Origin of the sequence: Candidatus Chlorohelix allophototropha (assembly GCF_030389965.1) — a bacterium.
Taxonomy (GTDB): domain Bacteria; phylum Chloroflexota; class Chloroflexia; order Chloroheliales; family Chloroheliaceae; genus Chlorohelix; species Chlorohelix allophototropha.
Genome location: NZ_CP128401.1, coordinates 366,095 through 375,274, shown reverse-complemented (window position 1 = coordinate 375,274; position 9,180 = coordinate 366,095). Strand labels below are relative to the sequence as shown.

The 9,180-nt window shown below is 52.1% G+C and carries 3 protein-coding genes; all 3 read right to left on the bottom strand.

The features are described 5' to 3' along the window. Window positions 1–189: 189 nt before the first annotated feature. Window positions 190–2,328, bottom strand: a complete 2,139-nt coding sequence (locus OZ401_RS24630; RefSeq protein ID WP_341471985.1) for a serine/threonine-protein kinase — start codon at window positions 2,326–2,328, stop codon at window positions 190–192. Between the two features lie 51 nt (window positions 2,329–2,379). Beyond that, on the bottom strand, window positions 2,380–4,491 hold the full coding sequence (locus tag OZ401_RS24625) for a serine/threonine-protein kinase (RefSeq protein WP_341471984.1): 2,112 nt from the start codon (window positions 4,489–4,491) through the stop codon (window positions 2,380–2,382). Window positions 4,492–4,577: 86 nt separating this feature from the next. After that, a complete protein-coding gene (locus OZ401_RS24620) occupies window positions 4,578–8,768 on the bottom strand; it encodes a protein kinase domain-containing protein (protein ID WP_341471983.1) in 4,191 nt (1,396 codons plus the stop codon). Window positions 8,769–9,180: the final 412 nt, after the last annotated feature.

Genomic DNA, 9,180 nt, shown 5'->3' with positions numbered 1-9,180 from the left:
AGGAAACACCCGGTCCTTTCTGGCAGTCTCCCCGCTGTGTGGGGGAGAGGATTGAATAACACAGGGTAAGTGCCACTGCTGCTATTTTAGAAGGGAATGGGTGAAAACAGGCAAAGTGTCGCTAAAAATATTTTCTGCGAGGTAGAGATGGGGATTAACCGGGAGAGATTAATCCCCGCTACTCGTGTGTTAGGGGAGTGTAGCATCCCACAGCTTTATGGTGGTATCATCACTCCCGCTGGCAAGGGTCTTGCCGTCCGGGCTGTAAGCTACCGAAATGATCCAGCCAGAATGACCGGAGAGGGTGTTGATTAGATTGCCCGTGGCGGTGTCCCACAGCCTGATTTCTATATAACTCCCGCTGGCGAGGGTTTTACCGTCCGGGCTGAAGGCTACCGACCTGACACCAGCAGAATGACCGGAGAGGGTGTTGATTAGATTGCCCGAAGAAACATCCCACAACTTGATGCTGTTATCATAACTTCCGGAGGCGAGGGTTTTGCCATCCGGGCTGAAGGCTACCGAAATGACACCGGCAGAATGACCGGAGAGGATGCGGAGTTCCTTGCCTGTGGCGCTGTCCCACAGCTTGATGCTGTTATCATAACTTCCGGAAGCGAGGGTCTTGCCGTCCGGGCTGAAGGCTACTGAATTGACATAGGAAGAATGACCGGAGAGGGTGTTGAGTAGCTTGCCTGTAGCGCTATCCCATAGCTTGATGGTTTTATCCCAACTCCCACTAGCGAGGGTTTTGCCGTCCGGGTTGTACGCTACCGATGATACAAGCATAGTATGATAGGTGAGGGTGTTGAGTAGCTTGCCGGAAGCAACATCCCACAGCTTGATGCTATTATCATAACTCCCGCTGGCAAGGGTCTTACCGTCCGGGCTGTACGTTACCGAATAAACAGTATCATAATGACCGATGAGGGTGTTCAGCAGTTTGTCCGTAGTGCTATCCCATAACTTGATGCTGCCATTCGTACTCCCTGAAGCGATGTTTTTGCCGTCCGGGCTAAAGGCTACTGAATTGACTCCGCCAGAATAACCAGTGAGAGTGTGCAATAGCTCGGAAGAAGCGTTGGCAGCGGGGGGGATAGTCGTTGCCTCAGCAATTGGGTTGGCGGTAGTTGTCGATATAGGGGTGGAAGTCACCGGAATTGCTGTAGCAGTTGCCTCAGCAATTGGGGTGGGGGTGGCGCGCCCACCGCTTGCATTCAAAATCAGCAGCGCCGCTATTACCGAGACCACCAACAAGCCGATTCCCGCTAGCCAGCCCAATTTTATTCTCCGGCGTGGGGGGCGGGGTTTTTCTGCTTGGGGCGGTTGGTAAGCACGCGGCTTTTCCACTTCTATTCGGGGGTTTACAGGTGGGTAAACTAGGGGCGATGGGTTTGGGTAATAATATTGGGGCGGTTTTACTGGGTTAGGCGGTGGGTTTCCTATCCGCTCATTCTCAGAATAAGGCTCGGTAGGTGGCACTAGGGGGGTGGGCTTTTCCGGCACAAGCGCCCGCTCGAATGCCATAGCGAAGGCTTTCGCCGTTTGGTAGCGCTCGCTCGCCTCCTTCGCCATCGCCTTCTCAATTACCGCTTGCAAGCCTCTTGGCAATCCCACACGGTAGCTTTCCAGCTTTGGTACCGGAGTATTGAAATGGGCAAACGCCAACTCATACCCACTTTTTAGCGGTCTTGCTCCGAAAGGATAATGCCCGGTCAATAACTGGAAAGTCATTGCTCCTAGCGCATATATATCTGCTGCCGCTGTCACAACTTTGGCGTTCTTGAACTGCTCCGGCGCGCTGTATTCCGGTGTTCTCAAGGGGTCATCCGAGTTGGTAGATGGCTTGGAATCATCGTGAGCAATCCCGAAATCGCTCAGAAGCAACCGATTTTGCCCGTCAAAGAGAACATTGCTGGGCTTCACATCGCGATGGATTATACCCTGAGCATGGGCAAAATCCAGCGCATCTGCTACCTGTGTTAAATAGTTTGCTACTACTTCAGGGGACAGCCCATTACCGATTCTTTCCGCAAGGTTTCCTCTGGGGGCGTATTGCATTAGCAGGTAAGGTACACCTCGATGCTGGGCGTAATCCTCGACCGTAATAATATGAGGATTATCCCGCAACTTATCTAGGATAACCGCCTCTTGCTTGAAGCGTACCAGCATTGTATCGGAGAGGTGCAGCAAAAACTTGATAGCAACGGGCGGTTTTTTGGACAGGGTGGGGTGGCGCGCCAACCAAACCTCGCCCCAACCCCCTTCTCCCAACTTCTTGTCCAGCACGTAGCTGCCGACGTTTTCGCCTTTACTGAAATTTGGCACAGAGATTCCTCGCTAATAGGGCTGTTGCCTGTTCCGGTTTGCCTAGACTGCTCAACTTCCCACCCCCCACAACTTGATGGTTTTATCCATACTCCCGCTGGCGAGGGTCTTCCGGTCCGGGCTGTAAGCTACCGATCTGACAGCGTTAGAATGCCCTTGTAGAGTGTTGAGTAGGTTGCCCGAAGCGGTGTCCCACAGCTTTATGCTTTTATCTTCACTTCCGCTGGCGAGGGTCTTCCCGTCCGGGCTGAAGGCTACTAACCATACAGCGTTAGAATGCCCTTGTAGAGTGTTGAGTAGGTTGCCCGAAGCGGTGTCCCACAGCTTTATGCTGTTATCCCAACTTCCACTGGCTAGGATTTTCCCGTCCGGGCCGAACGCTACTGACCATACAGCGTTAGAATGCCCTTGTAGAGTGTTGAGTAGGTTGCCCGAAGCGGTGTCCCACAGCTTTATGCTGTTATCCCAACTTCCACTGGCTAGGATTTTCCCGTCCGGGCTGAACGCTACCGATCTGACAATATTAGAATGCCCTTGTAGAGTGTTGAGCAGTTTGCCCGAAGCGGTGTCCCACAACTTGATGCTAGTATCATCACTTCCAGATGCGATGGTCTTTCCATCTGGGTTGTACACAATTGATGTGACAATATTGGAATGACCAGTGAGAGTGTTGAGTAGTTTGCCCGTAGCGACATCCCACAGCTTGATGTTTTTATCATCACCTCCACTGGCAAGGGTTTTGCTATTGGGGCTGAATGTTACTGAATTGACAGGGAGAGAATGATCGGCGAGAGTGTTGAGTAGGTTGCCAGAAGCGGCGTCCCACAGTTTGATGCTGCCATCATCACTTCCGCTGGCGAGGGTCTTGCCGTCCGGGCTGAAGGCTACCGATGAAACAGCGCCAGAATGACCGGTGAGGGTGATGAGTAGTTTGAAAGAAGCACTTGAAGCGGGGGGTGGGACTGTAACTATTGTTTCCTTGGCAATTGGCGTAGGGGTAGTACTCCTCCCGCCTGTGTTCAGCGTCAGCAGCGCCGCTATCACCGCTACCACCAACAAGCCGCTTCCCGCTATCCAACGCATGAAGAGAGTATTCCTCCTTTTCCTATAAGAATAAGAATGATGTATCTGCATGGGGTTCGAAGACGAAAACATGCCATGTTTATCCGCCACAATACGAGGCTTTGCAGGTGGGGGAACTTGAGGCGGTGGGTTTGGGTAATAATTTTGCGGCGGTTTTACCGGGTTAAGCGGTGGGTTTCCTCTCCGTTCATCCGCAGAATAAGCCTCAGTGGGCGGCGGCGTTACGGGGGCGGGCTTTTCCGGCACAAGCGCTTGTTTGAATGCCGTCGCAAAGGCTTTCGCCGTCCGGTAACGATCTTTCGGCTCCTTCGCCATCGCTTTCTCTAGCGTTGCTTGCAAGCCTGTCGGTAGCAACTCCCGTTTGTTCTGCCCAATTTGAGGTAAGGGTTGGTTGCGGTGCCCCATCTCCAGTTCCCCGAAAGATCTCCCTTCCACCCGGCTACCAAAGGGCAAGCGTCCCGTCACCAACTGAAAGGCAATTACCCCCAAACTGTAAATGTCCGCTTCCTTACCCACCCGCTTGGCATCGAAGAACTGCTCCGGCGCCATATATTCCGGCGTACCCAGGCTAGTAGCGGAATAGGTCAGAGTGTAATCATCTTCATGGGCAATCCCGAAGTCAGCCAGTAACAGCTTGCCGTGTTCATCAAACAAAAGGTTGGTGGGCTTCAGGTCGCGGTGGATAATCGGCTTAGGCTTTTGAGCATGGGCATAATCCAGCGCATCGGCTATCTGGGACAGATAATCCGCCACCGTCTGTAGGCTCAAACCCCTCATGTGTTGGGAAAGGTCGCCACCGGGAGCATATTCCATCACCAGATAGGGAATATCATTTTGCTCCCCGAAATCTTCTGCCTTGAGTATATGGGGATTGTGGCGCAAGCGGTCGAGGATTTCCACTTCGTGCTCGAATCGCAGCAATTCTTTGGGACGGGGGCGCAGCACGAATTTAATCGCCACCTGACGATTGGTCAATTTGACGTGGTGCGCCAACCACACCTCACCCCAACCGCCCTGCCCTATTTTCCGGATCAGGCTATAGTTTCCGAACTGATCCCCTATCTGCAACTCCCTTGCCAAAGAACTGTACCTTTCTAATGTTTATAATCCCTATTCTTTCTCATATAGCTATTCAAATACTTCGAGTTCTCCTTAAACTACTCCACTTAGCAGGAACCCGGTGGGCAAAAAGTGGGTGTAGGAATACCCTGCGGAATAGCCGTAGGCTGTATCGGCGTAGGGGTGGGTGGTACAGGTGCTGCCGTAGTAGGCACAAAGACGGTTGTGGTTCGAGGGGTGTTTACTACCACCACAGGAGCGGAATTCGTGGTAGTAACTGCTGTTACCCGGAAGTCAGGCTGCCAGTCCGCAATAATTGCGCCGTTATAGCGGAACTGCACCCTGAAAGTACCAGCGCCCTGCTTGCCTAGCGAAAACAGCACAAATCCACTCTTTTTCTGTAAGGTGTATTTATTCTCTGAAACCGGATTGCCATTGGCTATCAAAATAACTCCGATTTCATCCACGCCCGGTCTGGCGCCATCAAAGTTAAGGTAAGCAAAGATTTCCTCACCCTCGGAGAAACTTGTAACCACATCTGCGGTTGTAACTTGAGTTAAATCACCTCGGCGGGTAGTACCGGTTCCAAAGAGGGCAAGACTAGAACCGGGAGTGGGCGAAGGAGTGATGACAGTAGCAGTAGGCGCTATTGTCGTAATCGACACCGTAGTTGCGACAGTTGGAGTAGCTGAGATGGTAGCAGTGGGCAATACTGTGGCAGTAGTAGTATCGGTAGCGGTGGTTGCGGCTGTCGCAGCAACCGTGGCGGTGGCGAGAGAAGGAGTTTGGGGAGTTCCACCGAGCAGATTTAAAGCAAATAGCACTGATATTGTTGCAATAGCCAACAAACTACCCGCTGACCACCAAATTTTGTTGTTCTTTATGGGTTTGGGTGGCTTAGGCTCATCAAACAGCCCTAAATCTTCAGCCCGTTTGCTAAGTGCCCGAAGAAGTCGCCCATACCCATCTTTCTGGAAAAGCTCTACCCAGTGCCAGCGGGAAAGACGATCAGGAATTTTGCACTCTTCCACTTTAGTCGGCACGATAAAAATTGCACCTTCAGGCTGCAATTCTGCCATATCCAGGGCATAAGCAATTTCCTTATGTACGAAGCCGGCTTTTGTCACCGCTTCATTGGAGAGGACTACGATCACTACATCGCTGGCTTCTACCGCTCTTCTGATTTCCAACTGCCAGTCTTGTCCACCAATTAAGTTTTCCCGATCAAGCCATGGCTCAATCCAACTCACCGTTTTCAATTTCTTATAAAGCTCTAACACCTGTGGTTTATCTTTGCTGGAGTGACAAAGAAAGACTTTGAGGCGCTTATGGGGCGCTTTAACTGCCCCATTTCCTGCGATATTAGGTTTGAGAGCAGTAAGCGGTTCGGTTTTAAGCGCCGGGGTAAGGGGTTCGGTGGGCGGAATTAGAGGCTTAGTCACCGGCACAGGCGGAGTTTTCAGCCTATCAACGGTCGCTTGGTGCAGCTGTCCTAATGCTTCCAATTGCTCACGATATCCCTGCACCCGAGCTTTGAGTTGCTGCCTCTCGCGTTCAAAAGCCGATTTCTCCTCGGCAGTAGCGGCTTGTTGTGCCAGCTCGTTAACCGCCGTCAGGTTCGCTTCCAGCTTTTTAAGCAGTCCCTCTAGCTCTGCTTTTTTGGCGGCAAAGTCCTGTTTCACCTTTTCGGCAGAGCCTTGGCTGTTTTTCAACATCTGCTCTACCGCTTGGCGCTGGCGCTGGAAACTCTGTTCCGTCTGCTCAAAAGCCCGCTTTATCTCGGCTGCTCTCGTCGCTCTTGCCGCGGTGGCTTGTTGCTGCTGTCGTTTGGCTTCCGCCTCTTCTTGTTGGCGCTGCTCATACTCGGCGGCGCCTTTAACTACCACTGCCGCTTTCCCAGAAAGCGTCTCAAACTCTTGTTGGTAATTGCGCCACGCTCTATGTAAATCGCTTGTCTGCTGGTTCAGGCGCTGTTTTTGGGCTGGCTCAGGGGCTTGCTGTGTCAACTTCTCATACCCGGAAGAAAGCTGTTCCAATTGGGCAATCAGTCCCGCGATGCGCTTTTCTTCCTTGCCGTAAGCCTCCTTTAGCTCATTAGACTGACCGACAGTTTTCTCGATAGCCAATTGGAAGTTCTTCAGGGCTGCTTCAACCAACCCGCGAGTGGTCGCCGCTTCTTCCCCAAGGCGCTGCTCTTCCGTAGCCAGCCTTTTTTGCTCCTCGGCAAACTGCTTATCAATTTCCTGCTGCTGCTCCACCCGCTGCCCGGCTGCCATGAAAGCCTGCTCATAACCGGCCCGGCAGCGGGACAAAGCGGCATCAAGTTGCACCAGCGCTTCGGATAAGGCATTTTCCTCGTTTTTGCTCTCTGCTAGTGGCGCCAGCGCCGCATAAGCCCCTCGCCTGCTTTCGGCTTCTTTAAGCGCCTCGCTTAGGATGGCTAATTCTCTTTCAAAAGCCTGAGTTAGCTGGTTTGGATTCCCGGTAGCGGAATTTACCTTCGCCTCGAAGCGGGCAAGAGAATTCAGCAAGTCGGTAGTAAAACTCTCAAAGCCGCGCCGGAGTAGTTCCGCCGTAGCTGCCCGCTCTTTCGCACGTTCTTCTTTGGCGAGCGCCTCTGCCTGCCTGACGGCTGCTTCTGCTTCATTTCTTAGCGTTGCCAATTTCTCGCCAAACTGGGTGCGGGTTAGCGCCAGCTTGTTCTGGATTTCCTTGTAGCGCCCTTCCAGTTCCGGATAGCCTGCTTCTAGGCGGGTGCGTTCTTCTTCGCTTTCGCACTGTGACAACAGCACGGCAAAAGCCGACAAGAGCGCTTCAATTGGGTGGGAAGTAGCTTCCAGTTGCGCTAGTTTCTGCTCGAATTCTGGTTCCAGCGCTGGGGAATAGCTTGTGCTGAGTTCGAGTAGTTGGCTAGCTTCTGCCCATTGGAACTCGAAACCCATCTCGGCAGCTTCAAATTGCCGCTTTAGCTCAGCGCCTTGCTGCACCCTCTCGGCAACGCGCTGCTCCAGTTGCTCCGCTTCCAACTGGCGTTCTACCCGCAACTGCGCAATGTTTTCAGCCTTACCGATTTGCTCCTCGTTTTGAGCTAGGCTCTGGCGCAATTCTTGAGCGCGTGCCTCTAGCTTTTCCCGCTCCAAAGAGCTATCTGAATCGGTAGGAACTTGGGCTATAATCGCTTCACAGTCGGCAATATAGCGATTAAAGCCTTCCAACTTCTCCCTTATCGCCTGTAGCCGAAGTTCAAACAACTCCTTCAGCGTCTCCGCCGAACCTTCCTGCGTGTTAACCATATCCCAGACAAGCTGGAATTGCTCCCGAAAATCCTCCTCTACCACTTTGAAGCTTTGGACAAGCCCTTCGAGTTGTTTGAAACGGTTCTCTTCGGCGATTTGCGCCTCAGACTGTGAATAGAATTCGGTAGGAAGTATCAGCGGCGCTTTTCCCAGTTCTTCCCGAAACCGTCGGGCTAAATCTCCGGCAGAGGGGAAACGCTCCTCCGGGTTTTTATGGAGGGCTGTTTCCAACACATCCTGAAGCCCGGAGGGTAGGCCGTACCTGAGTTTCTTCAAGTCGGGTACTGGTTTGTGGCGATGCCCCATCTCCACATCCCCCGCCGATACTTCACCTTTGATACGGAAGCCAAACGGAAGCTGTTGAGTCAACATCTGGAAGGTTATTATGCCAAGACTGTAAATGTCGGCAGCGGGAGTAACTTCTCTGGGGTCTGTGAACTGCTCAGGCGCCATATATTCGGGAGTGCCGAGGTTCATTCCGGTGTAGGTTAAAGTTACATCCTCATCGTGGGCAATGCCGAAATCTGCCAACTTCAGAACATCGTTTACCCCGAAAAGAATATTGCTAGGCTTGAGGTCGCGATGAATAATAGGGTGGGGCTTTTGCGAGTGGACATAGTCCAAACCATTGGAGATTTGGTCAAGATAATCTGCTACCAATTCGAGAGATAAGCCTTGTGCAATCCGGCGAGCTAAATCTCCGTTGGGGGCATATTCCATCACCAGATAGGGGATGCCGTTCTGCTCACCGTAATCGTCGGCGGTAATAATATTAGGATGCCCCCACAATTTGCCAAGAATGGCTACTTCGTGTTCAAAACGCTCCAATTCTTTCTGGGATCTTTGGCGCAGCACAAATTTGATGGCGACGGGTGGTTTGTTGGGAATCCAAGCGTTGGTAGCCAACCACACCTCACCCCAACCGCCTTGTCCTACCTTCTCGGCGAGAATATATTTACCGAACCTGCCTTCGGATTTTAGTAAATTTTTCTCGTTTGCCAATTGTCCCTGCTAATCCCGAAAATAATGCGCTTGATTCCACCCGGAATACCGAGTATTCACGGAAGCCAAGAAACGAGAAAAGCGACCCTGACTGTACCGGCAGGGTCACTACGTGGCAGGGTCTTGCGACCCGACAAGCAATAAGTTTGCACTTACTGATCCGGTAGATTGGGTACATCTCCGGCTACATCAGGGCTACAGCCACCAGTCCTGACTGCTCTATCTCCAGACCACGAGGGTCTGCGATTAGTTATTAGTATAAGCCATCCTCACCCATTCCGTTAAATTTGTCGCTAAAAATATTTTCTGCGAGGGGAAAAGGAATTAACTTCCTAAATTTACCCTCCTACCCCTGCCCCAAATATTGCGGCGCTTCGCGCTTTCGGAAATTCTCTTTACCTTTCCCCCTTGA